Origin of the sequence: Streptomyces sp. NBC_01571 (genome assembly GCF_026339875.1) — a bacterium.
Classification (GTDB): domain Bacteria; phylum Actinomycetota; class Actinomycetes; order Streptomycetales; family Streptomycetaceae; genus Streptomyces.
This window is the reverse complement of record NZ_JAPEPZ010000010.1, coordinates 1-23,665: the sequence shown is the minus strand read 5'-3', so window position 1 is coordinate 23,665 and position 23,665 is coordinate 1. Positions and strand designations below refer to the sequence as shown.

General features: G+C 68.2%; 22 protein-coding genes. 11 read left to right on the top strand and 11 right to left on the bottom strand.

The features are described from left to right. Positions 1-379: 379 nt before the first annotated feature. Positions 380-2,866, top strand: a complete 2,487-nt coding sequence (locus OHB41_RS51750) for a DEAD/DEAH box helicase (protein WP_266709742.1) — start codon at positions 380-382, stop codon at positions 2,864-2,866. A 754-nt stretch (positions 2,867-3,620) separates the two neighbouring features. Continuing rightward, positions 3,621-4,028 carry an ANTAR domain-containing protein gene (locus OHB41_RS51745; protein ID WP_266709740.1) on the top strand — a complete coding sequence of 136 codons (408 nt, stop codon included), beginning with the start codon at positions 3,621-3,623 and terminating at the stop codon, positions 4,026-4,028. Positions 4,029-4,069: 41 nt separating this feature from the next. Here OHB41_RS51745 and OHB41_RS51740 read toward each other — a convergent pair whose 3' ends face one another. The 4 genes from OHB41_RS51740 to OHB41_RS51725 form a co-directional block, all read right to left on the bottom strand. Further along, positions 4,070-4,840 (bottom strand): transposase, encoded by a 771-nt coding sequence (locus tag OHB41_RS51740; RefSeq protein ID WP_266704082.1) that lies wholly within the window; start codon positions 4,838-4,840, stop codon positions 4,070-4,072. After that, the gene (locus tag OHB41_RS51735) at positions 4,837-5,778 is read right to left on the bottom strand and encodes a transposase (RefSeq protein WP_266695978.1); all 942 of its coding nucleotides are present in this window, start codon (positions 5,776-5,778) and stop codon (positions 4,837-4,839) included. Before OHB41_RS51735 ends, OHB41_RS51740 begins: the two co-directional genes overlap by 4 nt. Positions 5,779-6,003: 225 nt before the next feature. Beyond that, entirely contained in the window at positions 6,004-6,789 is a 786-nt protein-coding gene (locus tag OHB41_RS51730) for a hypothetical protein (RefSeq protein ID WP_266709738.1), read from the bottom strand. Between the two features lie 613 nt (positions 6,790-7,402). Next, positions 7,403-8,809, bottom strand: a complete 1,407-nt coding sequence (locus tag OHB41_RS51725; RefSeq protein WP_266709736.1) for a replication-relaxation family protein — start codon at positions 8,807-8,809, stop codon at positions 7,403-7,405. Between the two features lie 698 nt (positions 8,810-9,507). Here OHB41_RS51725 and OHB41_RS51720 point away from each other — a divergent pair. After that, a complete protein-coding gene (locus OHB41_RS51720; RefSeq protein ID WP_266709734.1) occupies positions 9,508-10,047 on the top strand; it encodes an EF-hand domain-containing protein in 540 nt (179 codons plus the stop codon). A gap of 820 nt (positions 10,048-10,867) precedes the next feature. Here OHB41_RS51720 and OHB41_RS51715 read toward each other — a convergent pair. Both OHB41_RS51715 and OHB41_RS51710 read right to left on the bottom strand, forming a co-directional pair. Beyond that, positions 10,868-11,569, bottom strand: coding sequence for a restriction endonuclease (locus OHB41_RS51715; protein WP_266709732.1), 702 nt, complete (start codon positions 11,567-11,569; stop codon positions 10,868-10,870). Then, positions 11,566-11,832, bottom strand: a complete 267-nt coding sequence (locus OHB41_RS51710; RefSeq protein ID WP_266709730.1) for a hypothetical protein — start codon at positions 11,830-11,832, stop codon at positions 11,566-11,568. The genes OHB41_RS51715 and OHB41_RS51710 overlap by 4 nt, the downstream gene beginning before the upstream one ends. 398 nt (positions 11,833-12,230) lie before the next feature. On the opposite strand from OHB41_RS51710, the gene OHB41_RS51705 reads away from it, so the two are divergent. Both OHB41_RS51705 and OHB41_RS51700 read left to right on the top strand, forming a co-directional pair. After that, on the top strand, positions 12,231-13,388 hold the full coding sequence (locus tag OHB41_RS51705) for a ParA family protein (RefSeq protein WP_266709728.1): 1,158 nt from the start codon (positions 12,231-12,233) through the stop codon (positions 13,386-13,388). Then, positions 13,385-14,590, top strand: a complete 1,206-nt coding sequence (locus OHB41_RS51700; protein WP_266709726.1) for a ParB/RepB/Spo0J family partition protein — start codon at positions 13,385-13,387, stop codon at positions 14,588-14,590. The genes OHB41_RS51705 and OHB41_RS51700 overlap by 4 nt, the downstream gene beginning before the upstream one ends. Before the next feature lie 219 nt (positions 14,591-14,809). On the opposite strand, the gene OHB41_RS51695 is transcribed toward OHB41_RS51700, so the two are convergent. After that, a complete protein-coding gene (locus tag OHB41_RS51695; protein WP_266709724.1) occupies positions 14,810-14,938 on the bottom strand; it encodes a hypothetical protein in 129 nt (42 codons plus the stop codon). Between OHB41_RS51695 and OHB41_RS51690 the strand changes: the two genes are divergently transcribed. The 5 genes from OHB41_RS51690 (at position 14,937) to OHB41_RS51670 (ending at position 19,253) form a co-directional block, all read left to right on the top strand. Beyond that, positions 14,937-15,227, top strand: a complete 291-nt coding sequence (locus tag OHB41_RS51690) for a transposase (protein ID WP_266708574.1) — start codon at positions 14,937-14,939, stop codon at positions 15,225-15,227. The genes OHB41_RS51695 and OHB41_RS51690 overlap by 2 nt on opposite strands. Further along, positions 15,215-16,156, top strand: coding sequence for an IS3 family transposase (locus OHB41_RS51685; protein WP_266709722.1), 942 nt, complete (start codon positions 15,215-15,217; stop codon positions 16,154-16,156). Before OHB41_RS51690 ends, OHB41_RS51685 begins: the two co-directional genes overlap by 13 nt. Positions 16,157-16,210: 54 nt before the next feature. Next, on the top strand, positions 16,211-16,960 hold the full coding sequence (locus tag OHB41_RS51680) for a helix-turn-helix domain-containing protein (protein ID WP_266709720.1): 750 nt from the start codon (positions 16,211-16,213) through the stop codon (positions 16,958-16,960). Next, positions 16,957-17,814 (top strand): helix-turn-helix domain-containing protein, encoded by an 858-nt coding sequence (locus OHB41_RS51675; protein ID WP_266709718.1) that lies wholly within the window; start codon positions 16,957-16,959, stop codon positions 17,812-17,814. Before OHB41_RS51680 ends, OHB41_RS51675 begins: the two co-directional genes overlap by 4 nt. Positions 17,815-18,869: 1,055 nt before the next feature. Continuing rightward, the gene (locus OHB41_RS51670; RefSeq protein ID WP_266709716.1) at positions 18,870-19,253 is read left to right on the top strand and encodes a hypothetical protein; all 384 of its coding nucleotides are present in this window, start codon (positions 18,870-18,872) and stop codon (positions 19,251-19,253) included. Positions 19,254-19,456: 203 nt separating this feature from the next. Here OHB41_RS51670 and OHB41_RS52910 read toward each other — a convergent pair whose 3' ends face one another. The 4 genes from OHB41_RS52910 to OHB41_RS51650 all read right to left on the bottom strand — a co-directional run bounded on the left by OHB41_RS52910 (position 19,457) and on the right by OHB41_RS51650 (position 21,778). After that, the gene (locus OHB41_RS52910) at positions 19,457-19,864 is read right to left on the bottom strand and encodes a hypothetical protein (RefSeq protein ID WP_526025130.1); all 408 of its coding nucleotides are present in this window, start codon (positions 19,862-19,864) and stop codon (positions 19,457-19,459) included. Between the two features lie 527 nt (positions 19,865-20,391). Beyond that, positions 20,392-20,814, bottom strand: a complete 423-nt coding sequence (locus OHB41_RS51660) for an RRQRL motif-containing zinc-binding protein (protein ID WP_266709714.1) — start codon at positions 20,812-20,814, stop codon at positions 20,392-20,394. A 204-nt stretch (positions 20,815-21,018) separates the two neighbouring features. After that, positions 21,019-21,240 carry a hypothetical protein gene (locus OHB41_RS51655; protein WP_266709712.1) on the bottom strand — a complete coding sequence of 74 codons (222 nt, stop codon included), beginning with the start codon at positions 21,238-21,240 and terminating at the stop codon, positions 21,019-21,021. 238 nt (positions 21,241-21,478) lie between these two features. After that, positions 21,479-21,778 carry a hypothetical protein gene (locus tag OHB41_RS51650; RefSeq protein ID WP_266709710.1) on the bottom strand — a complete coding sequence of 100 codons (300 nt, stop codon included), beginning with the start codon at positions 21,776-21,778 and terminating at the stop codon, positions 21,479-21,481. A 314-nt stretch (positions 21,779-22,092) separates the two neighbouring features. On the opposite strand from OHB41_RS51650, the gene OHB41_RS51645 reads away from it, so the two are divergent. Further along, positions 22,093-23,511 carry an IS1182 family transposase gene (locus tag OHB41_RS51645; protein WP_526025027.1) on the top strand — a complete coding sequence of 473 codons (1,419 nt, stop codon included), beginning with the start codon at positions 22,093-22,095 and terminating at the stop codon, positions 23,509-23,511. Positions 23,512-23,665 lie beyond the last annotated feature (154 nt).

Here is a 23,665-nt window from a genome sequence, read left to right as displayed (position 1 = left end):
GCAGACTCGACGCGGTGCCGCTACGCGGCACTCACCGCGCTCCGCGCGGAGCCGGAACTCCGTTCCGGCCGGCCCTATCGCTCCGCGATATGGCGGACCTGACGGACCCTCCGGGCCCGCCAGGAAAGACGCAGCAGCAGGGAAGGGCGCTGCGGGGGCGCGTTGCCTGACGGATGGTCACTCCCGGTAAGGTTCGATCGGTTCCGGTCAACGCGCGTGCGTCACTTATCAAGCTGGCTTGGTTCTGGGATGATAGCTAGGTGCCTCTCATTCCTCGGTGTCCCGGATGGTGAAAGTCGTCATTCCGGAGACTGGATGAAATCTGGGGTCAAGAACCGTCACCATTCCGTACTCCGAGCATTGGACTCTCGTGACTCAGATGGAATTGCGCCCGCATCAGGTCGAGGCTGTCGATAACGTCGCTCGCATTCTCGGCGTTCCTCTCGGAGGGCGCATTCCTCCGGATGGCTTGCGGACACAGGTAATTGCCGCCACAGGATCCGGTAAAACCCTGATCGGCGTGGAGTCTGCGAACCGGCTTTCCGCCCGCCGGGTGCTGGTTTTGGTGCCGACGCTGGACCTGCTGACGCAGATGGCCGGCGCCTGGCGACGTGCCGGTCGGACCGGAGCGATGATCGGCGTCTGCTCGCTGAGGGCTGAGGAGAGCCAGGGCCTGCCCTGCACGACCGACCCAGACGAACTCCTCGCGTGGGTGACCGGGTTGGAGACGGTCACGGTGTTCGCGACGTACGCGTCCGTCGGGCTGGGCATCCTCCAGCGCGCTCACGCGGCTGGTCTGCCCGTATGGAGCCTGATGGTGGTGGACGAGGCCCACCGCACAAGCGGCGACGGCCTCAAGCCTTGGGCAGCCGTGCACGACCAGGCGCAGCTTCCGGCGGAGCGTCGGTTGTATATGACGGCGACGGCGCGGGTGTGGGAGGCGGAGGGTGAGCGGCCGCGGTTGGTGGCGTCGATGGAGGATGGCTCGCCCGTCTTCGGACCGGTGGCGTACAAGCTCACCTTGTCGGAGGCGGTTAGCCGGGGGATCGTGGCGCCCTATCAGGTGCTGTGCCTGGACATCCGTGACCCGGACTTGTACGCGGCTTTGACCAGCGAGGACACAGGTTCTGACGCGGTGCGCGGCGCGCGGTTGGCGGCTGTGCAGACGGGGTTGATGCATGCGGCGGTGGAGGAACGCTTCCGCCGTGTGCTGAGCTTTCACAGTCGGGTGGGTGAGGCGGAGGCGATGGCCGTGTCAGTGCCGGCGGTCGCGGCCCGGCTAGCGGAGCAGGAGCCGGACGTGTACCCGCCTGTGGAGCAGGTGTGGGCGGAGTGGCTGTATGGCGAGCACGCTCCCGGGCACCGCCGGGCGGTGTTGGACGAATTCGCTTCCGATTACCTCGGTGGTCCTGAATTCGAGGGACAGAATGTGCGTGCCGAGTTTCGTGTTTTGTCGTCTGTTCGTGTTCTCGGTGAGGGTGTCGATACTGCCGAGTGTGATGCTGTTCTTTTCTCGGATGCGCGCGGTTCGATGGTCGATATTGTGCAGATGGTGGGGCGTGCGCTGCGGTTGCATCCGGGGCGTGGAAAACTGGCCTCGCTGGTGGTTCCGGTGTTCCTCGGGCCGGGTGAAGATCCGAATGCGTTGCTCACTTCGGATGCTTACAGCACCTTGAGCAAGGTCCTCGGAGCCCTCCGGGCGCACGACGCGGACACGATCGAGGCGCTCGCGGACCCTCGTCTGCGCAACAGCCGACCGGCGGCCGAACAGGACGCTGAGGGCGGCGAGTTGGACGGGGCCGACGAGGTCCTGGAGGGCGTCGACTCGGAGGCGGTGCGGGTGTCGTCGCGGGCTGCGGGAGTGCTGCGGTTCACCGAGGAACGCGACCCGGCCGCGCTCACCCAGTTCGTGCAGCTGCGGGTCATCGATCCCGAGGGCGCGTACTGGCGGCGTGGCATCGAGGCCGCGACCAGGTGGCTACGCGAGACCGGCAGCGCGGAGCTGCGGGTGCCGTTCACGTACGTCACACCGGAGGACTGGTCCTCAGTCGGGTCGCATCCGCTCGGGGCGTGGATCGCGGACCAGCGGCGGTACTACACGGCCGGAACGCTGGAGGCCTCACGCGTGGCGGAGTTGGAGAGGCTGGGCATGGTCTGGTCGGTGCACGCTTCCGCGTGGGATGCCGGCCTGGATGTGGCCCGCGCGTACGCGGCCGTGCACGGGCACTTCCTGCCCGCCGCTTCCGTGGTGTGGGATGCGTTCCCGCTGGGGGTGTGGGCCAAGAATCAGCGTGCAGCGGCCAAGAAGGCGGTGGAGAACGCTGAACGGCGCCTCGCGGGGGAGATGGGCCTCTCGTATGCCGGGGAGCTGTCTGAGGGCCGTATGGAGGCTCTGGCGGAGGTGGATCCGGGGTGGTGTCCGGCGTGGGAGATCGGGTGGCAACGCAGTCTGAGGCTCGCTCTCGCTCACGTCCGTGCCGGGGGTGAGCTCCCGGGTGTGGGTGGGGAGCTGGTCGTGCAGGGCGAGGACCTGGGGGCGTGGGTCGTGGCGCAGCGGGTCGGGTGGGAGCGGCTGATGCCCGCGCAGCGGTTCCTGCTGGAATCGATTGGGGTCGGAGCGCCGGCTGATGGTGAGGCGGTGGCGCCGGTCCGGCGGACCCAGGACGACCGGTGGGCGGCCAACGTCGCCGCCGCCCGCCAGTTCCGCGCTCGCGAGGGGCATCTGCGGGTGCCGAGGAAGGCGGTGGAGGACGTCGCGGGCGAGCAGGTCAAGCTCGGAGCGTTTCTCGACAACGCACGCCGCAGGGCGGGAAAGCTGAGCGAGCAGCGCCGTGCGGAGCTCGATGACCTCGGCATGCGCTGGTAGCGCCTCCGGCGGCCGGTCAACGGTGGTGGCAGGCACTGCCTGCCGGAGCGCGGAGCCACCGGCCGACGCTCAGCCCCACCCCTTGAGGGCCCCGATCCCCCGAGGTGCGCTCCTTTCCCGTCCCGACCATCTGGGAGGGACGGGAAAGGAGAGTGCTGAGGGGGATGTCAGACCCCACACCGGTCCGTGCGCGCAGGCTGACCTGCCGTTTCGTTCCTGCTTGACAAAAGTCTGCGCAACGGTGACAGCAGCTATGTCAGCAACGGTGTACGCAGCTGTGTCAGCAACATGCGCAGCAACAGGGTCCTCACCGGCCGGACTGGGATTCTCGCCGCGTTGGAGCTGGTCGTGAACAGCGCGCCGCCTGGCGGGCAGTTGGCAGCCCGGTTTCGCGGTCAGCGGGCCCGCCCGGGTGAGGGGACGCCGTGCGCGGCCTGCTCGGGGGGGCGGAGGCCGCGCACGGCATGAAGGGCGCCTCTGGTGACTGTGCAGTGCGTGGCGGGGCGCCCACCTGGGATGGTGACATGCAGCAGAAGTCGCTGCCTTGCACGGCGCGCGGCCGGTGCCCGATCCGGGCTTCCAGGCGTTCTCCCCTTTTCCCGTGGCGTTGGCGCGTTGCTGGCTACGGTCCGCTCGCGAGGCCGGCTCGCACGTGGTGATCTAGGTCTCTGAAGTCCTCTTTCTGCGGGTGGCGGGCGGCACGCCAGGGCAGCAGAAAGGGGTGACCAGGCGAAGGAGCAGACGTGGAGGCGCGGTGACCGTCCAGCCCGAAGGGCCAGAGCCGACCACGCCGAGGAAGCGTGGGGGGCAGCGCGTGCGCACGTTGCCGAAGGAGAACCCGCAGCGGGTGACGGAACTGCGGCAGGGGGATGGCCGGCGCGTGACGGAGCTGCGGGGGGAGAATGCGCAGCTCGAGGAAGCGATGCGTTCGCATGCCGTGGTGGACCAGGCCGTCGGCGTCATCCTGGCAGTGGCACATCTGACGCCGGAGCAGGGCCGGGATGTGCTGTGCGGCGTCTCGGAGGGGGCCGGTATCAAGTTCGGGCACGTGGCGGAACTGATCGTCGGTTGGGCCCGCAGCGGGCAGCTTTGCTCCGACATTCGCACCGAGCTCGATCAGCAGCTCCTGCGGCACGCACCGCGCGAGTCGGCCGGCGAATGAGCCGCGCCGGGTCGCACCCCACGACCCTGTTGCCCATTCGGTTACGCGGCGAGGCTGAGTTCGAGTCGGGCGAGGTGGCTGGTGTGGCGGCGGTCGAGTGGCCTGCCGTTCCACCAGGCGTTCAGGCGGATAAGGTTGAGGGCGACGGCGCTGTGGACGTGCTCGAGGTGGGTCTTGGCCAGGCCGCGGTAGCGGGCCCGGCGGCTGTCGGTGACGGCGATCGCTTGTCGCATGGTGCCCTCGACACCGGCGCGTAGGGCGTATGCGTCCTGCCAGTCCCGGTCGGCCTGTTCGGCGCGTGCGGTGCGCAGGGCCTCGGTCAGCGGGCGAGGGTTCAAGGTGAGCTGCCGGAAGCCCCGGCGGCTGGTGGTGCATAACTCGCGGACCGGGCAGGGGCCGCAGGTCGGCTTGGTGAAGGTGACCACGATCATCGGGTGGCCGTGCTGGGTGCACGGGCTCCAGGAGGAGCTGGTCTGTCCCTGGGGGCATGTGACCTGCTGGTACTTCCAGTCGATGGTGAACGCGTCGGCCTGGAAGCCCTGGGCGGCGCGGGCCTGGCGGGACTGGTCGAGCAGAACCGGGGTGATCAGCGTGATGCCGTAGGTCTTGCGGGACTTCACGATCAGTTCGGCGCTGGGGTAGCCGGAGTCGAGGTAGTGCTCGCCCGGAGGCAGGCCGCGGCGCTGAAGCTGCTGGTGGATGCCGTCCAGGGCCTTGGTGTCGGGGACGGTGGAGGCGGTGGTGGCCACGTTCGTGATCAGGTTCGGGGCGGTGCGCTCCTTCTCGGGCGCATCCGTGCAGCTCTCACTCACATGCAGCTTGAACCCGTTCCAGAAGGTGTCGCGCTTGGCGGACCAGCGGGCGTCGAGGTCGTAGGGGAAGCGATGCGCAGATGGCCGGGCGGCAGCCCGTCGCCGCCCTCCTCGGTCCTGGTGCGGCGGGCCACCGCCTCGCGTCCGTTCTGCGCGGTGGTGCGGGTGTAGTTCTGCAGCAGCACGGTGCGCAGGGTCTGCACCGCGGGCAGCTCGCGCAGCCAGGGTTCGGAGCGCGGATCGTAGACGGAGCTGAGCAGGGCGAGGCCGTCGCGGGCGTAGGTCAGCGCGAGCTGGTCGCGCTTGGTGGCGGAGGAGGGCATGCGCCAGGTGTCGATGCGGGTGTCGTAGCGACGCGACCAGCCGGGCACGTCCAGCACGCCGGCGACCCAGTGCGGGGCCGCCACCGTCAACGCCTCCACTGCCGCGCGTACCGACTCACCCGCCAGCTCCAGGCGGTTCAGGTCCCGCACCGCGGAGACGATACGGGTGGAGTCGGTGCGCTGCTTGCCCCCGGCCCCGACCAGACCCTGCGCTTTCAGACGGGTCAGCAGCAGGTCCAGGACCTTCTCCTCCAGACCGTGCTCAACTACCCGAGTGCGGAACTGGGACAGCACGGTGAAGTCGAAGCCGGTGTCTTCCAGCCCCAGCCCCAACGCGTAGGCCCACGAGAGCCGGTCACGCACCGCCTCAGCGGCCTGGCGGTCCGTCAAGTTCTCCGCCATCTGGAACACCGTCACCAACGCCAGGCGCCCCGGAGACCAACCCGCCGGCCCCGTCTTGCCGAATGCAGCCGCGAACTCCTCGTCCGGGAACAGTTCCCCGAGCCGGTCGCGCACCGCCACCGGCAACGGCACCGCGCGTCCGTAGTTCTTCGCCCGGACCGCCCGCGTCACCACGGGATCCGGCTCCGGCCACGACCGCGGCTCCAACGACACGACCACTCCCACCCCGCGACCGGGGATCAGGAAGGAACCGGCCGCAGCACCAACCGTGCCAGCACAATCAAGCCGCTGTCAGCCCACAACCCGAATGGGCAACAGGGTCCCCCACGGGCCTGCACTGCTGCCGTTGCCGAGCAGCCCCGGCCGGTGTCGGTCCCGGCCGGGGCTGTGGATGCGGGTGGTCGCGAAGGGGCAGCAGCCAATCGGTGCTGGGCCGGTTCAGTTGGCGCGGAGAGTCCTGACTCCGTTGGCTTCGAAGTCGTAGATGCTCCGGTTGATCCGCAGGCCGTCGACGGCGCCGGCCCACAGGTTGTCGCGGCCCTTGCCCACGGCGGCGGTGTAGATGGTCGGAGCCGATCCGCCGTCGTTGAGGGCGGTCTTCAGCTGGGCGAAGGTGCACGGGGTGCTCTGGTTGCAGCCGGTCGCGGTGCCCGCCGCACCCGTGAGGAACCACTTGCCGGTGGTGGTGGCGTCCAGGTAGGGACTCCAGCGGTCCGTCACCGGGGAGGCCGGCGGCGACCACACCATTGACGAGTAGGTGGTGGCGGGTGCCGCGGTGAGGCGCGGGTTGATCTCGAACCTGATGTTGGGCATGTTCCCGGGGCCGCCGTGCGAGGTGTTCTCGCCGGTCTGGAAGACGTGGAAGCCGATCTTGGTCAGCCCCAGTACCGGGTTGCCGTAGAAGTCGACCTCGTTGCCGAAGTCGACCTTCTCACTGGGCGGCGTGAGGGAGGTGGAGTTGTCCCCCACCTCGATGCCGAGGCTGCCCGTTCCGTACGGCGGCCTGGCCGACGGGCCCGTGACGCCGAAGGAACCGAACGGGCCGTTCCTCAGGGCGGCGACGGGTGAGCCGATCGTGTTGCGGGTGATCACTCCCCAGTGGTCCGAACCGCCTTGGGTTCCGGGGGCGGGCGCCGCCGATCCCGGGACGGCCGAGACGGCGATCGCGGCCAGCGTCGTGACCCCCAGCGCCATCTTCCGCTTCACGCCAGACAGAGACTTCACGTCTTGCTCCTTCATCGCGGTTGGTCGAAGCGCAGGGTGGGCGCCCCGAGCCGGGCCCTGCGTACCGCCCGCCACGTAAGCACTCTCCGCAGCGGCACCTGCCGCGGCGCGCATGGCATATGCCGCCGGTTAATCCGTAAGGTGTATTGCGAAGGCAAGCTCCCGACGTGGAGTCCACGGCGTGTCCGCGCAGGGCCCTCACCATGACGACCGCGACCGCCCCCCGCTCCGACGCCCCGCGTGAGCGCGGCCAGACCACCTCCCTGTGATGGCGCACCAGCCGGGTCCCGGCGCCGGAACCCACTCCGGGGCCCGGCTCACCAGCTTCAAGCGGCCAGGGGACCGTTCGCAGCCCTCCAGAGCGGACGACGGGCGGGCTGCGCACGGCCAGCGTGATTATGTCCTGGCGGCCGGCGAGGGGTTCGGACACCGCGTCGCCTGGGCTGCAGGGGCGCCGTGCGCAGCCGCCGGCGGGGGGCGAAACGACTGCGCACGGCAGGAGGCGCCCCTGGGTGGGTGGGGCGCCTGGATCATCGTTGCACAGGCCACGGGGGCTTTGTGCGTGAGTGTGCCGCTCAACGGCCGTCTGCCGGCGGCCAGTTCAAGGCTCCCTTTACAGCCCGGCTGGGGGCCGGGGCGGGGCGTCCTTGTCGGGGCGGCCGAAGAGGGCTTTGAACAGTCCCATCGGGGGTTGTATGGCTGCGTCGACGTCGCGACAGGATGCGCAGTTGCGGCCGTCCGGCGGCGAGGCGGAAGGATCGTCAATGCCCAGCCCCCCGAGCGGGCCGCCGCAGGTCTGACAGGGCGGGAGCACGGGTTCGGGCTGCGCGGGCACGCGCGGCCGGCCCCAGCCCTCGTCGGCAACCGCCCGGCGCTCCTCTCGCTCCCTCGCTTCCCGGGCTTGCTGGGCTTTGTGGCGTTCCTTTTCACGGCGGCGCCAGGCGCGGGCGTCCTTGGGGTTGTCCAGGGCGTCGGTGAGGGTTTCCCAGCGGCGGTGTCCGCAGCGCCACCACACCGCGGCCAGCGGGCCGGACTGCTGGATGCGGTCGAGGGTGGTGAACAGGATCGGGATGGCGTCGTCGTAGTCGTAGTAGCCGTCCGACCGTTCGCTGCCGTAGGTGCCAAACCCCTTGTACGTGCCCGTCCAGTGGTCACGGGTCAGGTCCAGTACCCGGTTCATCCGGTTCTTCAGCGCCTGTTCTCCCAGCCGGGTGCCGGGGTCGAACACCACGAGGATCGGCGGGTATCCCGCCCGGCCGGTCGGCGGGTAGTAGCTCTGCCACAGCGGGACGCCCTGACCCCCGTGGGCCACGGCGATCGAGTGGTCCTTCACCTGCACGCGGAAGAATTCGCGGTAGCGGGCGAACTTGGCCGCCAGGACGTCGTCGGCCTCCGTGCACCGGTCGACCTCCACCAGGAGCACCGGCAGGCCGGCCTCCGGGGCCCGCAGGACCGCGTCCGTACGGACCGAGGGACGCGTGCGGCTCACACCGGGCAGGTTGTGCACCACCTCCGTCGCCCACGACGCCACCGACCCGAACCCTGGCGGGACAGCAGGCACGGTGGGGACGGCAGGCGCGGCGGCTTCGGCTGGCGTCCCTGTAGCGGTCGTTGGCCTGGCGCGGGCGATCGGGCGGGTGGGGGCGGGCTGGGTGCCGGTGAGGGCGATGACGGTCTCGTTGACGGCCATCGCGTGCGGGGCGCCCGAGCGGGCCGCGCCGCGCGCGTTGCCGCCCATGTCCGCCGCCGGGCGTCCGAGTGCTTCCGCGGCGGCGGTGATGCCGAGCGGGGTCAGGCCCCACAGCTTCTGCCCGTCCCGCGCGTGGCCCTCCGAGAGTGTCAGTCCGTGCTTGGCCAAGTCGAGGCAGGCGTTGCGCACGCCCTTGCTGTCCTTGTGCCCCGGACACATCAGCCGGCGGATCTGATCCGCGCTCGCCACCTTCAGCACACCGAGCGCCGCGAGGACGTGACCGCGCACCGAACTCGTCGACCCGTACGGATACGTCAACGAACCACCCACACCCACGTCCTCTCCCGGCCCCTGCCTCACCGCCCCTGGCGCCGACAGGCGCCCGGGGCCGCGGACCGGCCGCGCCGGGCCGCGCACCCACGCGAACCCGCCGGACCCTCTCGACTCGACGCCGCACCACCCTGCCACCTGCCGCTGACATCACACACAAGGCAAGGGGCAGGAGGAGAGGAGAGAGGGTTGTCGGGACGCATGGTCGGGCCTGGTCAAGGGGTCTGACCTGCACGAACACGCGTGAGGTTACTACACGTGCCGGTAGGGGAGTTGGTAGGGGGATCGGTAGGGGAGACGGTAGGGGAGACGGTAGGGGGAATGGTCGACTCCCTACCCGGCCACACCAACGGGCACACCACCCCGACCGCGACCATGTCGGCCGTTCATACCAACTGGCTGCGCATCCAGGCAGCGTGTTGGCGGCGTCACCCACGCGGCCAGGAGCGGCAACGTGCTGAGCCACTCCTGACAGCCGCTTTTCACTGCGTCCAATGGACGCTGTCCGGGGCAGAACCGGCACCGCGTCCACGCCGTCACCCACATGGGCCCGCACACCCGGTAGGCCACCCGAAGCGTCACTACCGTGACATGCAGTGCCCGAGCCGATGCTGTGGGCGCTTCGCACATGTCCCCGGGCGGGGCCGGCCCTGTCCTGGACCGGCCCCGCCCGGACGAACCTCCGGGAGATCTCCGAGATGACCACTTCCGTGCAGCTCAACCGTATCCAGCAGCGCTTCGACAGCTGGGACGTCAACGGCGACGGCCAGATCGACCGCGCCGACTGGGACGCCGAGGCCAAGCGCATCCTGCAGGCCTTCGGTGAGGCACCCGTCTCCCCGGCCGGCCGCTCCCTCACCGACGCCTACCTGGGCATGTGGGCCTTCTTCGCCGACAAGGCCGGGATCGACGAGCACAACGGCGCGCTGACCCCCGAGCAGTTCAACCACATCGCCGAGGAGCACGTCCTCGAAAACGGCGGCGCCGGCTTCAGCCGGGTCGTCAAGCCGGTCATCCGGGCCATGGTCGAGCTGGTGGACGTGGACGGCGACGGCCAGGTCAACCCCGGCGAGTTCAAGACGTGGCTGGACGCCATCGGCGTCACCAACGTCACCCCGGCAGACGCCTTCCGCCAGATCGACGCCAACGGCGACGGCCAGCTCTCCGTCGACGAACTCGTCCAGGCCGTCCGCGCCTACCACCTGGGCGAGATCGACGTACCCCTGCTCGGACACTGAACACTCGGCAACCGACAACCGCACGCTGGACAGCAGACGGCCCGGAGCCAGCACGAATCCGGCTCCGGGCCACACCACCCCGGCCGCGACCAGGTCGGTGGTGCGCACCAGCGCTGCGCTGTGAGCGCCGGACGTCCCGATGATCACGGGGGCGCCCGTACTCTCCGGGACGCCACCAGGTACCAGTACAGATCTCACTCTCGCGCCCGGGCAACACCGCGACGGCAACGCGTCACCAAGGGCGGCGTGGTGTGCGCAACCGCCGGCACCACTGCACCTGGCCATCGCCCCGAGCACGGCAGGTCACCACCTTGCGCTCCCGTACGCATGCAGCCCCGGTCCGGTGTCGGTCCCGGCCGGGGCTACATGCGTGACTGTGAAGGGCGGTCGCCTACGCGGCTAAAGGCTCCATGAGGCTTCAGCCGAACGATCTTCCTCATGGGCTAGAGGTGAGGCCCGGGGACACTGTCACCTTCGCAACCACGCCTGGTGTAACCGGCGTAAGCCTCCGGACCTTCCATCCGGAAGGGCCCGTCCTCGTGCCGAACACTGGGGGAAACGGGCATCGCCGCTCTCGCCTGGCCAGCCAAAGAGGCCAGGCGAGAGCGCAACGGTCCCCGCAGGAACGTGGTGACCGTAAACCACGGCACTGACATCCACGAGCCGCGCCGGCTTCACCGCCTTCAGAATGTTTCTGTCATCCCGTACAGACCGGCCGGGTTGGCAGGCTTACTGCAAGCCGCAGCATGTGCTCACGCTCGTGGCTGGCTCGGACATCGAAAGCCGGGCGCGGTAGGAAGAGGTCAGCCGGCGTCAGGGTTCAGGAAAGGGCTGTCGGCCTTCGTGGCGGCGGGATCAGCGGCAGGAGCTCCCACAGAGGGCGGCTCCCCGTGGCCCACTGCGCCAGCACCTGCCGGTCGACCAGGTGGAGGCGTTGCTGGCGTGCGAAGTCACGGCCGGGCTGTGTGATCCGCCCGTTGGTCACCAAAACGACGACGTCGGCTTTGTGGACGGGGCGTCCGGTTCCGTTGAGGACTTGGAGGTCGGGTGTGCCGACTGCGGCTCCCTCGTTACCGCTTCGGCGGTGCTTGCACTGGATGACCCAGCGTCGGCCGTGAGGATCGGTGGCCTTCACATCGGCGCCGAGGTCTCCCCTACCTCCCACGCGAAGGGCGTCTGAGCAGCCGTCGCGTCGCATCAGGTCTCGGACGGCGACTTCGAATTGCTGGTGGGTCAGTGCGTCGAGCTGCGAGATCGCGTACCGGAGGGCGCGCTGCTTGACCCGCTCCCACTCCAGGCGCTGTTGGCGCTGCTGCCACCATCCGCCGGCGGCCAACGCCCCCAGCAGGAGGGCTGCGAGCAGGATCCACCAGTGCGCCAGCAACCAGTTCACCACTACGACCACAAGGCCGATGGCGGCGGCCGCGGCCACGCCTGCGGCGACGAGCTGAGTGTCCTGCTGTTGCTTGCGGCGCCGGCTTGGGCGGCGTGCGGGTCGCCGGGCGGGCGGCCGGCGGGTCACCGGCTGCTGCCAAGGGTGGAGAAGTCGATGGGGTAGGAGACGGCCGGTGCGGGCCGCTTCCGCTTGGTCTTCGCGGTGTTGAACTTGATGGGGTACGACACCGTGGGGCGCGGCTGGGCCACGCGGGGTGCGTGACCGGTGCTCTGGTTGGAGGTAACCGGGTAGTGGCCGGGCGACTTCTGCGGGCCGGTGTCTTGCGCGGCTTGGCCTCCGTTGTGCCCGAAGGCGACTACGGCCAGGGTTACACAGGCGAGGATGGTCATCTCTCGGCGTGCGCCCGGTGCCCATCGTGAATGGCCGCGTACAGGCGTCCCGTCGGATCGCACATAGGGCCGAATAAACGGCATCTGATCCCCCCATAGGTCCTTCGTCTCGTCGAATCACCATGCTGGCGGCGGGCACTGACAAAGGATCAGCCGTATTGGGATCCGATGTACTGTTTGGGCTTTTTCAGGACATCTGCAGGTCAGCGCATCAAGCGGGAGGTGTCCAGAAGTCTTCGAACGCCGTTCGTGTCGGCTCTGGTCTCGCATCGGGCGACCTCTGCCGAGAGGCGCGCGGGATCCGTCTTCACCGATCGGGAGTTGTTGTCCGCGGACAACAACTCGAGACACCTGGGGTCCTGCTGTCATACCGGACGTCGGGTGAGTAAGGTAGCGCCATGACCGCTCCGTACGACCCCAGTGATCGGGAAAAGGTAGTCGCCAAGCTGCCTGCGGCGCTGCGCAAAGAGTTGAAAGTCCGCGCAGCCGAGGCAGATACCGACATTCAGGATGCCGTGACGCAGGGCGTCGATGCGTGGCGTAAGGCCAAGGGCCGGCCGCTCGTCGACACCACGGGTGGTACGTCCTTCGCGACGTACCTGCCGGCTGGGCTGTACGACAAGCTCAAGAAGGACTGCAAGGCCCGCGGCATCAGCTACAACCAGGGCATCGCTCAGTCGATCCGGCTGTGGCTGGATGAACACCCCTCGCCGCGTTCCAAGCCGCAGCGCAGCTCGGGCGCGCGGCGCATCATCTTCGGGAACCAGAAGGGCGGGGTCGGCAAGACGTCTGTGTCGGCGGGCGTTGCCCAGGCTCTCGCGGAGTCCGGTCACCGCACTCTGCTGATCGACTTCGACCCTCAGGGGCACCTGACGAAGCAGCTCGGTCACCCGCTCATCGGGATCGACAGCCCGAGCCTCGCGAAGCACATGCTCGGTGAGGTCAAGGACGGGGAGCTCGCGGACCTGCTCGTGCCGATAAGGGGTGGCGACTTCGAGGACCATCTCTGGCTCCTCCCTGCGTGCAAGGACGCCTTCTTGCTGGACGCCAAGCTCGCGACCAGCCGCGTGGTGCGTATCAAGGAGACCGCGCTGGAGAAGGCGCTGGAGCCGCTGGAGGGGGACTTCGACTTCGTCGTCGTCGACTGCCCTCCGAGCCTCGGCTACAGCATGGACACGGCGATCTACTACTGCCGTGCCCGGGACGGCGAAGAGGCAGGCACGTCGGGCATCGTCATTCCCGTGTTGTCCGAGGACTCGTCGGCCGATGCGTACGACATGCTCGAGGAGCAAATCCAGGACCTGGTCGAGGACTTGGACGTCGACATCGTCCAGCTCGGCTTCGTGGTCAACATGTACGACAGCCGCAAGGGCTACGTGGCGACGTCATCCCTCGAGCAGTGGCAGAAGATCGGGGAGCCGCCGGTGCTGGCCATCGTGCCGGAGCTGAAAGACCAACGGGAGGCAGTGCGGGTCAAGGCTCCCCTGCTCGCGCACGCCCCCTACTGCGAACAGGCAGAAGCAATGCGGACTATCGCACGGAGGATCAGCGGATGAGCGTCGCCGACCGGCTGGGAACCGGATCTTCGTTCAGTGAAGCGCGGCGCACCCGCAGCGCCCGCGGTCGCGCGAAGGCGGTGACCCAGGGAGACGTGCCCACCTACGAGCTGGTCCGGCTGCGGCTGGACGAGGTCTCCCCCACTCCCCTCAACCCGCGCCGCAACTTCGGCACCGACGAGGACAAGACACGCTTCGGCGAGGAACTGCGCCAGGCCCAGCTCGCCGCGTGCGTCGCCGTGTCCCGCACCGCCTACCTCGCCCTGTGGCCCGACCACGCCGAGCGGATCGGCGAGGTTGCCCACGTCCTGGTCAACGGCGAGCGACGCTTCCGCAGCGCCGTCCATGTCGGCATGGACGCCCTGGACTTCGTTGTCCGCGACGACCTGGCCTCCAGCCGCGAGGCGTTCATAAACCATCTCCTCCAGGAGAACCTGGAGCGCGAAGACTTCGACGTCATCGAACGAGCGCGCGGTGTCCGGTCGCTCGTCATCGTCTGCGGGGAACAGTCTGAGCGCGGCGCGCGATCCCGTGCCGCGGAACGCCTCGGCAAGGACAGGTCGTGGGTGACCAACCAGCTGAGTCTGCTCGAACTCCCAGATGAGCTGCAGGCGATGCTCAGCTCCGGCGAGCTCCCGGAACGCGATGGCCGGACTCTGGCGCGGCACGGCAAGGAAAACCCAGGCGTGGATGCGGCTGGCCTGCTCGATTACCTCAAGGACCTGAAGGATCTCGCCGCGCGCAAGCGTGCCGAGGAAATCGCGGCCGTACAAGCCGTCCGAGCAGCCGACGGGGTCGGCGCTGGCGACGGTTTGTTGTCCGCGGACAACAAGCAGGATGCACCCCAGGAGGAACCGGGGGAGGATGACGGGCCTACCGGTTTGTTGTCCGCGGACAACAAACCAGACGCAGAGAACCCCTCCTCTGCCGCGCCCGACGGAACGCTACCCGAGGCACCAGAGGCTGCTCCTGCACAGGCGTTGTTGTCCGCGGACAACAACCAGGGCGTGAAGGCCTCCCGGTCTTCCTCGCCCTCGGTCCCTGCTCAGCAAGCAGGCAGCACGCCCGTGGCGCCGTCCATCGTGCTCCGCAGTCCTCAGCAGATCGTCGATGAGCTGGCCGAACACCTGACGGCTGAGGAGCTGGCGGAGCTGACCCAGTTGCTCGAGGAACGCGTCTCTGCAGGTGCCGCTTCTGGCTGATCGGCCACCTCGGCATTCGCTCTGACACGCTCAGACGCCTCGGTCCCGTGACGTGGTCACGGGACCGAGGCGTCTGTATGGCGAGGCGCTGTCGCCAGGTGCGCTGCCAGGCACCGCTGATCGGCACGGTGCTGGGGCTTCGAGCGAGCGGCTCCCGGGCCCGTACGCGACTCTCCCTGCGGCGACGCAGCGAGGTTCCGTGCCGGTCGGCGCGATGTGTCAGTAGAGGTGGATGTAGCCCTTGCAGTCGTCGAACACGGTGTGGATGTAGATCTTGACGTACGGGTGTCGGCTTGACCTTCCCCTCGTAGCGTAGAGACCGTGACTGCAGGGGAAGTTGAGGGTCATGGCGGGCAAGAGGCGGAAGTTCGACGCGGAGTTCCGTGAGGGGGCTGTGCGGATCGTGGCGGAGACCAGCAAGCCGATCCCACAGGTCGCGAAGGACCTCGGGATCAACGAGACGACGCTGGCCACCTGGGTGTCGAGGGCACGGGCGGCCGGCAAGGCCGGTCCGACGGGTGAGAGCGAGGAACTTGCGCGGTTGCGACGGGAGAATGCCCAGCTCAAGCGGGACAACAAGGAGCTGGTCATGGAGCGTGATGTCCTCAAACGCTGCATGGTCCTGTGGGTGAAGTAGCTGTTGCGGACCCGGCGGCGCTCGTCGGGGTGATCAGCGACCAGAGGACCGATTTCAAGATTCCGCATCGCACCTCCTGTCGAGCCCTGGGGGTGTCGGAGGCGTGGTTCTACAAGTGGCGACGCAGACCGTCCGAGCCGACGAAACGCGAGGTCAGACGGGCACTGCTGGCCGAGCGGATCTCGTACTTCTTCGACCGGTCGGGCCGCACCTACGGCTCGCCGAGGATCACGCTGGACTTGTGGGAGGAGGGCTGGCAGGTATCGCAGAACACCGTCGCCGACATCATGGCCGAGCTCGGCCTGCAGGGCCGCAAGCCACCACGCCGCCGGCGTTCGCTGACCCGTCCCGGGAAGCGGAAGACGGCACGTGACCTGGTGCTGCGCAGGTTCGACGCGATCGCGCCGAACATCTTGTGGTGGGGCGACATGACCGAGATCGACACCGACGAGGGCAAGCTCTACCTCGCGAGCGTGCACGACGCGTTCTCCCGCCGGGCCCTGGGCTATGCGATGGGCGACCGGCACGACACGACGCTGGTCAGCGCCGCCCTGCAGATGGCGATCGCGACCAGAGGCGGCCAAGTGGACGGCGTCATTTTCCACACCGACCGCGGATCGGAGTACAACTCCGAGGCATTCAGGCAGCTTTGTGGCAGGTGGGGCGTGGTGCAGTCGATGGGCCGTGTCGGCTCCGCCCTGGACAACGCTGCCGCGGAGTCGTTCCACTCGGTCCTCAAGGTCGAATACGTCCACCGACACCGTTTCGCCACCCGCGCCGAGGCGCGACTGAATACCGCCACCTGGATCGCGGACTTCTACAACACCAAACGACGCCACAGCGCGGCCAGCGGGCAACCACCCGTCGAGTTCGAACGGATCATCCAACAAGCGCGAGCTCGGCCCGATCAACAAGACCGGGCCGCATAACCAACGTCTCTACGAAATCTGGGGATTGACAGCTCAGCGCGTATGGGGTGGAACATGTCGCGTTGGAAGGCGTTACCGACGTCGCTCGATGAACGAGCGCAGAAGCTGGTCGTTCAGCTGCGCTGGCTGAAGGACCGAAGTGGTCTGAGCCTGACGTCGCTTCAGTCCAAGACGGGGTACAGCCGTTCCTCCTGGGAGCGGTATCTCAACGGAAGGGCGCTACCGCCGCGGGAGGCGGTGGAGGCGTTGGCGCATGCGACCGGCGTCGATGCGACGAGGGTCCTGGTCTTGCATGAGGTGGCCGCGGAGGCTTGGCAGCCGGTAGCCGGCACGTCAGTTGAGCCGGCTGTCTCCGAGCCGAGGGGCGTCCGTCCCGCAGTACTGATCGGTACTGGCACTGTGGTAGTCCTGGGCGCGCTCATCGCCGGACTGCTGGTGGCAGCTCCTTGGAAGGGCGGCAGCCATATGGACGGAAGCACGAAGGAGGCAGCGCCCGCTTCCGCCTCGGCGGCGGCGTTCGTCTACCAGCCGGGCAAGACCTATATCTGCCCACTCAAGCGGCAGAAGGGGCAGCTGTACGCGGGTCACAGCACCGCCCGTGTCAAAGTACTCGGGCAGGGGTCGCAGGGCTGGGACGTCGTGGAGGTTCAGTGCCTGCTGCAGCACGACGGCTTTGACCCCGGTGGCGTGGACGGTGTCTACGGCGCGAACACCGCGCGGGCCGTCAAGCTCCTGCAGAAGAAGGCCGGCCTGTACACCGATGGTGTGGTGGGGCTGCACACGTGGCAGGTCCTGCGGAAATGACAGACAGCACACGACCGGCCTGTGCCCGGCTGGCGCAAGCACTGCAGGAACTCAAGGCTCGCACCGGGTTGAGCATGGCGATGTTGGCAGAGCGCACCGCGTACAGCAAGTCGTCCTGGCAGCGCTATCTCAACGGAAATCAGCTCGCCCCGCGCGCAGCTGTCGTTGCCCTGTGTTCCGTGGCGGGGGAGCCACCGGGGCGGTTGCTGGCGCTGTGGGAACTGGCCGACCAGGAGTGGAGTGGGCGCGCGCAGGCGGCAGCGCCCACGGTGATGCCGGGGGAGGGGGACAGGCGGCCAGCCACTGGCAGCGTTTCCGCGGATCGCGCTGCTGTCAGCCAGGAGACGAAGTGGAACCTCGGTTGGCGTTGGTGGGCTTTTGCCGCGGCGGCCGTGCTGGGTCTCGCTGCTGCGGCGACAGTGGTGACAGCCATGCCTGGCACGGGTGCGAAGGCTCCCACACGGCAGTCTGCACACTCCGTGCCGCCGGCTCAGAGCTGCGAAGGCCAGACGTGTGCAGGGCGGGATCCGTTGATGATGGGCTGCGCGGCATCCGGAGAGGTCGAGGACATCGGCTCTGAGGAGCCGTATCGGACGTCTGTGGGTGCGTTGCTGGGCTTCAGGTACAGCGCCCAGTGCCATGCAGTGTGGGCGATGCTGTGGCGAGCGGGCATCGGAGACGTAATCGAGATCTCAGGTCAGGGTGGTGGCTCTCAACGAGTGCAAGTCCGGGACATGGATGAAGGTTCCGTCACGACTCCTATGCTCAACGGCAGCAAACTCAGCCGTCTTGAAGCCTGCTACGAACCGTCGGGCCGGCACCCAGAGTGCTTCCGGCTGAGACCTGTGCCTTGAGCCCGATGTCGGAGATGTGGAACATCGGTCTTTCGCGGCAACCACGTCTAATGCAAGGGTCGTTCGATCTGTTCGATTCTTCGTCAGGATCGATCCTAAGCAGGACTCGTCGGGGAGTGTGCCCGGGCCGGTGGCTGAGATCAGCTCAATCTGAGGTCACGACCGCCCCGGTTCGGCGCGTCGTGCCCGGGCTACGACCTGAGGTTGTCACGGGTCGCCATCGGGATCATGGTGGTCCGTTGGTGCGCGCACACACAGGCCATCGGCCGCCGCCCATCGACATCGGAGAACTTCTGAGGGCGCTCGTCGTGCACGAGCACTTCCTGGAGCCCTGGGCTGTTTCAGTATTCGGATCGGCAGGCGGGCGTGGACGGACGACGGTTTGTTGTCCGCGGACAACAAACGGGCTGGGTGCACTCCAGGAGGAACCGGGGGAGGGGGACGAGCAGGTGGTTTGTTGTCCGCGGACAACATCGAGTGCGTGAAGGCTTCCCGGTCTCTCTTGTGCCGAGTGGCCGCGTACTGACAGGCCACTTCTTGCCGACCACCTGCAAGTAAGTGGGCGTACCCGCTGTTGTTCACCTCACGCGGGGTACCAGGTTGCGGAGCGGTAGGAGTCCGGCCGGTGGCGTCGGTCCGCGGCGCGGCGCGAGCCCAACGGGGGGCCGGCCAGCGGTCACACCGTGAAGTCGAGTGTGTAGAGGCCAGAAAGCCAGGTCTGGCGGGGGCTGTGTCGTCGGCAACCGGTGCCTGATGGGATTCGATGGTGCCGCGGGTGGGCCGTGCCTCGCGGACGGCGACCCTTCCGAACTTCGGATCGAGCTGGGTTGGTACTGGCTCGTCCCGTCGCGTCTCGGCCGCGCTTCAAATACAGCGCTGTTCTTGCAGGTCAGAAGGCGGGCCGTCCCACGAGGTCCTCAATTCGGCTCGCTTCCTGGGCAGTTGGCGCCAGTTCCCCCGAATCTGGGTGAGCAAGCCGGGCGGCTTGGTCCCCTGGGCCGTCCCCAACTATCGAGTGTGTCCCTGCGGTTTCCGCAGTGGCGGGAGGAACCGACATGAAGACTTGGAAGGTAGGGATGGCGCTCGGGGCGACGGCTCTTGCCTGCACAGCGGGGCTGGTGACCGCTGGTCCGGCGTCTGCCAGTGGGACCGTGGCGACGGCCGGTGGAGAGGCGGCGGTGGATTTCGCCTCGTACGGCGAGCACTTCACCGTGCACGACTACAAGGCCGACGGCAGGGCTACGGCCGGATACCTGTGGGCGCTGCTCAACGGCACCTGGTCCCGATATCCCGAGGTGGTCAACAGGAACGGCTACGCCGGCAGCCCGGTCACGGTGAACTACGCGATCAAGGAGGGGACGCAGGTCGCGTACCAGGCATGCCTCGGCACTTCTGACGGACCGCAGGAATGTACCGACTTCCACTACGACACGGCCTGACCCCCTAGGAGCCCAAAGCCCGGCTCACTGCACTCGGCTTGGTCGGTCTGGGGGTGAAGGTGCTGACCATCACCCCGAGGTTGATCAGGCTCGGAGGGCTTACCTGGCTGACGACCTTTCGCAGGCAGCATCCTGAGGAGGATCGGGCGTTCCTGCTTGAAGGAAGAGCAGCAGCCGGTCTGACCTGCCTCCGCCTCCGGAACTCAAAGACGCCTCGGCCCCGCGACTGAGTCGGCGGGGCCGGGGCGTTGTCGTGTGTCAGGCTGGTTCGGTGTAGCGGATGGGCTTGCCGAGGCTGTGGGCGTAGTCGATCTCGCGCCGTGTGCTCTCTCCTTGTAGCCGCCCGGATTGACCACGCGGACGTCGTCGGCAAGGTAGATACTCCGCAGGTGCAGCGTGTCCAGCATCGCCTTCATCTGGTCGGCACGTGCCGGATCGGACCACAGCGGGTGCGGCTGCTTAATGACGTCAGTGACTCTGGCCAGCAGATCATTGTAGTTTTCTGGTTGCTCGTCGATCAGGTCGGCTGAGGCTGCCCCGATGCGGTCGCTGAGCTTGACTCTGTCGGGGATCTTGGAGTTTCTCAGTGCGGCAGCGTGATCAACGGGCATGCTCGGGCTGTTCCGGTGACCGATGGAATCGTCGAGGTGCCCGTTGTCGCTCCGCCCCCGTTCCGGTGAGCAAGTCCCCTCTCTGACCGCACGGATTGCACGGGCGAGCAACCCGGGTGGCACTACGGCGATGTGGGTGAGAGACCGGTTGGACGGGCTGTGGGACGACGAGGACTTCGCCGACTGGTACCCCCGTGACGTACGTTGTGGGCGATGGTCAGCAGATGTCCTGGCGCGGGAGGTGCGCAAGGACGTGTCCAGGATGGTCATGAGTTGTGCAGCACGGCAAGCCGCACGCTTCCATCTCCGGGAACGGGCGCTGGTCCACCAGCCGCCGGCGCCCCAGCAGCCGGGGCAGGAGCGGCGGGGCCTGGGGGCCAGCTCGATGCGGTGCCGGTCGGCGTACAGCGACCGGTGCCCGGCGGTGAGCACCGCGGCCGTCGCCACGACCGCGGCCGGGGTGGCAGCGAGCATCAGGACGGTGCGCAGCCGAGGGGCGGTCCTCATGTCGGTCGTCTTCTCGGATGTCAGGCGGCGAGCTGGTGGGCGGGCGCGGGTATGTAGGTGGTGGGGTCGGCGGGGGTTCCGTCGTGGCATTCCAGGCAGCTGCCGAGGGTGCGCAGCGGGATGCAGTGGTGGTAACGGCGACGGCATTTGGGGCAACGCGTCCGTGCTTCCATCGCCTTGTCCAGGGCCCGCTCCTGCGCGAGGGTCATCGGCCGGACCGGCTTGGCGCGGTCGATCCGGTACAGGTACGTCGGCCGGGTGCAGATGCGGCCAGGCCAGAACCCGCACGGGCGGCAGCGCAGCACGATCGGCTCCTGCCCTGCGGGGCGCAGCCCGAGGGCGCGTAACTGGCGGCGGGTAGCCAAGCCTTCGGGGGCGGTTCCCCAGTCGTACGCCGAAAGCAGCTCGTGATCCTTGAAGGTGACGCCGCTGATGCCGCCCATCACCGACTCCAGACGTCGGGCAGCCGGACGGGACGCTGCGGGTAGCGGGGGCCGGGGCGCTGCGGGCGGGGCCGGCCGATCCGGCGGCGCGGGCGAGGAATGAGCACGGGCAGGTCCTCCAGACGTCGATGGGCAGACAGGACTGCGCCCCGCCCTGCCAGGAGCGGCGGGGCGGGGCGCAGGAGGGAATCCCTGGGTGTGAGGTCAGGCCGGGCCGGGGGCGGTGTGCGTGTGCTGCGAGCCGGGAGCGGTGCGGCCCGGGCTCGGGGTGTCCGGCTGTGGTTCCGCAGTGCCGTGCAGGTGGGTTCCGATCCAGTAACCGACCAGCAAGCCGACGACCAATAGCGCCTTGTGGCGGTTGAGGCGCCACCAGGTCGGTCTCGGGGGTTCGGTCAGGACACCTATGACGGCGGGGCCCTTTGCCACGCGAGATCTCTCCTTCGGGTTGGCGGGGATGGTGCTGCGGCCGGGCGGCCTGTCCAGTCCTCGCCCACCGTGCCGTGGCGGTGGGCGAGGACCAGGCGGAACACCCGGAAATTGTGCAGACACGTCTACGGCCCGCACCTTGAAGGGAGCGGGCCGTAGACGATAGAAGCGCGTTGCAGGTGGCCTGTGAGGGCAGTCAGCATCAGCAGCAGAGTGCCAGCTGCGCGTACCAGAGTGGTCAAAGCAGCCGCGAATAGTACTGCTTGAGGTGCTTACCAGTTTCGGTGTCGATGGCCGTCCGGTCCGGGTGAAACTCGATCGCACGGTGCGGGGCCCGGGAGTCCTTTTTCCACTGGGACCCGCCCACTGCGACAATCAGCCGGACCGCTTGGTAGCGGTCCTTGACCGGCACCTTCACTTCCAGATGAATGGGCATGGGAAACTGCCCCGACTCGAGCGGCTGCGTCTGCTCCTTCGCCGTCTGGTTGCCGGAGTCGATACGGACGAGCTTCGGCTTCTCTCGCCAGTCGACCCACACCGACAGGACAACGGACCGGCCCTCTCTGCTCCATGACGCTGCGGCTTCGGTCTTGACCCCATCGATGTTCAGTTGTGTAACTGATACGCCCTTATAGGCGGCTGCCTTCTCCTTGTACTGCTGTTCCTGCTTGTCGTTCGCTGCGCTCTGCCATACCCCAGCCCCTGCGATGGCTAGGAGCGTGTCTCAGTAACCGGCAACCCGCCTGCGGTTCGTGATTATTCATACGGGATGATCACGGTATGCGTGGTGGCGAGGGGCTGTTCGAGGTCGAGCCGGTCGGGAAGAAGCGGCCGCAGGGTCAGCTGGCGGCGGTGGACAAGACGTTTCGGCCCTTCGATCCGCATCAGGTCCTGCTGCTGCCGCCGTCGCTGGACGACTGGCTGCCCGAGGGCCACCTGGCCCGGTTCGTCGCCGACCTGGTCGATGAGGTGCTCGACCTCGGACCGGTCCTGGCGGACTACACCGAAAAGCGCGGCTACCCGCCCTACGATCCGCGGCTGATGGTACGACTGCTGATCTACGGCTACACCACCGGCGTCCGCTCCTCCCGGGCGATCGAGCGCCGCCTGGCCGACGATGTCGCGTTCCGGTTCCTGGCCGCCGGCCAGGAACCGGACTTCCGCTCGATCGCCCGCTTCCGCCGCCGCCACCTCGACGCGCTGGCCGGTCTGTTCACCCAGTCCCTGCACCTCGCACAGACACTCGGCATGGTCAAGATGGGACGCGTCGCGCTGGACGGCACGAAACTGGAGGCCAGCGCCTCCAAACACAAGGCGATGAGCTACGGCCGCCTGGTCGACAAGGAAGAGCGGATAGAGGCCGAGATCGCCGCTCTGGAAGCGAAGGCCCACGCCCTGCTGACCGACGCCGAGGCCGCCGACGAAGCCGAGGACGACACCTTCGGCGTGGACGGCAAGGAGGCGGACCTGCCCGCCGAGCTGGACCGGCGTGAGAAACGCCTGGCGAAGCTGCAGGCCGCCCGCGCGCAGATCGAGGCCGAGGCCGCCGCCAAGGCCCGCGCCCACGCCGAGGACAAGGAACGCCGCCGTCAGGAACGTGCCGCCAGCAGCGACGAGCAGGCCGTCACCGACGCCGGGGAAGCGGCCGCCGCCAAGGCCCGTCCCAAGCCCAAAGCCCAGGCCAACTTCACCGACCCCGACTCGCGGATCATGAAGAACAGCGACGGCGCCTACATCCAGGCCTACAACGCCCAGGCCGTCGTCGACGAAGAACACCAGGTCATCACCGCCGCCGACGTGACGACCAACCCCTCCGACGCACTGAACTACACCACGATGCTCGACCAGTCCGCCCACAACACCGGCATCCACCCCAAGCAGGCCCTGGTCGACGCCGGGTACTGCTCCGAGACCAACCTCGAAGCCGCGAACGAGCGCCAACTGGCCTGCGGCACCGACACCTTCATGGCCACCGGCCGACTCGCCCACGACGAGCAGGTCCCGCCCGCTCCACGCGGACGCATCCCCAAGGACGCCACGCTGAAGGAGCGCATGGCCCGCAAACTGCGGACCAAACCCGGCCGGAAGGCATACAGCCGCCGCAAAGCCATCGTCGAACCTGTCTTCGGACAGGTCATGACCTGCCAGAACGGCCGCCAGCTCCTCCTGCGTGGCGAGGACGGCGCCCGCGGTGAGTGGCGACTGCTCGCCGCCTGCCACAACCTCCGCAAGATCTTCCGACACTCCGGGCTCGCCGCCCAGGCCGGCTGACCAGCCAGGCCCCCGGCCCACGCCACAGGCCCTACCAGCCGAACAACAGCCGGGAAGGACCCAACCACGGCCTCACAGGTGCACACGAAACGGCCGCGACCGATCCCATCGATCACGGCCAGCGAGCCCCTTGCTCGTTACCGAGACACGCTCC

Excerpts from the sequence above, each read along its gene's own strand:
- OHB41_RS51720 (WP_266709734.1), top strand. The coding sequence starts at position 9,508 with ATGACCACTTCCGTGCAGCTCAACCGTATCCAGCAGCGCTTCGACAGC.
- OHB41_RS52910 (WP_526025130.1), bottom strand. The coding sequence starts at position 19,864 with ATGCCCGTTGATCACGCTGCCGCACTGAGAAACTCCAAGATCCCCGAC.
- OHB41_RS51700 (WP_266709726.1), top strand. The coding sequence starts at position 13,385 with ATGAGCGTCGCCGACCGGCTGGGAACCGGATCTTCGTTCAGTGAAGCG.
- OHB41_RS51705 (WP_266709728.1), top strand. The coding sequence starts at position 12,231 with ATGACCGCTCCGTACGACCCCAGTGATCGGGAAAAGGTAGTCGCCAAG.
- OHB41_RS51750 (WP_266709742.1), top strand. The coding sequence starts at position 380 with ATGGAATTGCGCCCGCATCAGGTCGAGGCTGTCGATAACGTCGCTCGC.
- OHB41_RS51695 (WP_266709724.1), bottom strand. The coding sequence starts at position 14,938 with ATGACCCTCAACTTCCCCTGCAGTCACGGTCTCTACGCTACGAGGGGA.
- OHB41_RS51660 (WP_266709714.1), bottom strand. The coding sequence starts at position 20,814 with ATGGGCGGCATCAGCGGCGTCACCTTCAAGGATCACGAGCTGCTTTCG.
- OHB41_RS51680 (WP_266709720.1), top strand. The coding sequence starts at position 16,211 with ATGTCGCGTTGGAAGGCGTTACCGACGTCGCTCGATGAACGAGCGCAG.
- OHB41_RS51710 (WP_266709730.1), bottom strand. The coding sequence starts at position 11,832 with ATGACCATCCTCGCCTGTGTAACCCTGGCCGTAGTCGCCTTCGGGCAC.
- OHB41_RS51675 (WP_266709718.1), top strand. The coding sequence starts at position 16,957 with ATGACAGACAGCACACGACCGGCCTGTGCCCGGCTGGCGCAAGCACTG.
- OHB41_RS51670 (WP_266709716.1), top strand. The coding sequence starts at position 18,870 with ATGAAGACTTGGAAGGTAGGGATGGCGCTCGGGGCGACGGCTCTTGCC.
- OHB41_RS51690 (WP_266708574.1), top strand. The coding sequence starts at position 14,937 with ATGGCGGGCAAGAGGCGGAAGTTCGACGCGGAGTTCCGTGAGGGGGCT.